Source organism: Clostridium sp. C8 (assembly GCF_001010885.1).
GTDB classification, from domain to species: Bacteria; Bacillota; Clostridia; order Clostridiales; family Clostridiaceae; genus Clostridium; species Clostridium sartagoforme.
In genome coordinates, this window is sequence record NZ_LBMX01000088.1 from 1 (window position 1) to 1,648 (window position 1,648).

2 protein-coding genes are annotated in these 1,648 nt (G+C 30.6%); both read left to right on the top strand.

All coding sequences use genetic code 11. The features are described from left to right. Positions 1-871: DDE-type integrase/transposase/recombinase (locus tag AAT22_RS13840; RefSeq protein ID WP_047001664.1), on the top strand; the 871-nt coding region annotated here is incomplete at its 5' end. 16 nt (positions 872-887) lie between these two features. Further along, positions 888-1,592 carry an IS21-like element helper ATPase IstB gene (istB, locus tag AAT22_RS13845; protein ID WP_278279869.1) on the top strand — a complete coding sequence of 235 codons (705 nt, stop codon included), beginning with the start codon at positions 888-890 and terminating at the stop codon, positions 1,590-1,592. The last annotated feature ends 56 nt before the right edge of the window (positions 1,593-1,648 follow it).

A 1,648-nucleotide genomic window follows, 5' to 3' on the forward strand; every position in this document is an offset into this window, starting at 1 on the left:
GAAAGAAGACTTAAAGTTTTCTTTCAGAAATGGGGAAGAATTTATTTTCAATGTCGGCAGCTTAATATTATCAGCTTCTAGATTTAAATATTGGGCAGTTTGTCCAACTAAATCACAAGCATATTTATTTGATTTTTTAGCTAATGCATTAGAAGAATTAGGGGGGGTTCCTCAAGAAATACTTATAGATAATGCATCTACGATGATGGATAAAGCTAGAACTGAACGTTCTGCCGGGAAAGTCAATCCTAAATTTCAGCAGTTTGCTGATGACTTTGGATTTAAGATCGTCCCTTGCGTTAGAGCAAGGCCAAACACTAAGGCAAAGGTTGAAAACCCCATGAGAATTATAGATGAAATAATGAGTTATAATGGTCTACTTGATAATGAAGAACAGTTGTATAACAAAATGCAACAGATAACAAATGAAGCTAATTCAAGGATATGCCAGGCTACCGGAATACCACCAATTTTAGTATTTAAAAAAGAGAAAGAACATCTTTTACCACTACCCAATGATAAAATATGTTCTTACTACAAAAATACAACAATAAATGCGAAAGTCAATTCCAATTCACTATTTCGCTATAAGGGCAATTTATATTCTGTCCCTATTGATTTTATTGGTAAAAGTATTGTTGTTAAGGTTATTGATAATAACCTATATGTTTATTATGGCCCAAAATTGATAACTTTACATACAGTTTCTAACGAAAAAATAAATTATCATGATGGTCATCATTTAGCAATGATGGGATTAACCTTTAAGAATTCAGATCAAGAAGACGTTAAGAATTATGCAGCTAAACATTTAGAGGAGATGAAAAAATTTAATGAACAGTTATCAACAATTACAGGAGAACTTACGTGAGCTTAAATTAACACAAATGAGCCTTCAGATAGATGATTATATTAATAAAATAAATGATCATAAAACAAGTATTGTAGATGCTTTATGCGAATTAACTAGTAAAGAAGTTGAAGTTAAAAATTTTAATGCGGCACATGCTATGGTTAAAGTAGCTGGCTTTCCGCACCTGAAAGAATTAAAAGATTTTGACTTTGATTTTCAGCCTAAAATAAATAAGCAGCAATTTTTAGACTTTGAAAGTTTGAGGTTTTTAGAAAATAATAGTAGTATTATTTTAATAGGGAATAGCGGCGTGGGTAAAACCCACCTTGCGACCTCAATTGGAATTGCTGCTGCAAAGAAAAGAGTAAGTACTTATTTTATAAAATGCCAAGATTTAATAGAACAATTAAAAAAGGCTTATTTAGAGAATAAACTTGATGATAGGATAAAGCATTTTAGCAAATATAAACTTCTTATAATTGATGAAATTGGCTATTTACCTATTGGTGAGCAAGAAGCAAAAATGTTTTTTCAGCTTATAGATAGGCGTTATGAAAAGAAAAGTACAATAGTTACTAGTAATATAAATTTGTCCGACTGGAATCAAATATTTGTGGATAATATGTTAGCTAGCGCTATTTTAGATAGACTTGTCCATCATTCTACTATTGTTAATATTCTAGGAAACTCTTATAGAACGGCTACTGCACTATCCAAAATGGCAGATAAAAACAACTGAACAATTGTACATAAAAATATTGGCACAATTGTTCAAAATAATCTTGACATTAATAT

What these genes read in the sequence shown, in the direction of transcription:
- istB (WP_278279869.1), top strand. Translation starts at nt 888, where the DNA reads ATGAGCCTTCAGATAGATGATTATATTAATAAAATAAATGATCATAAA.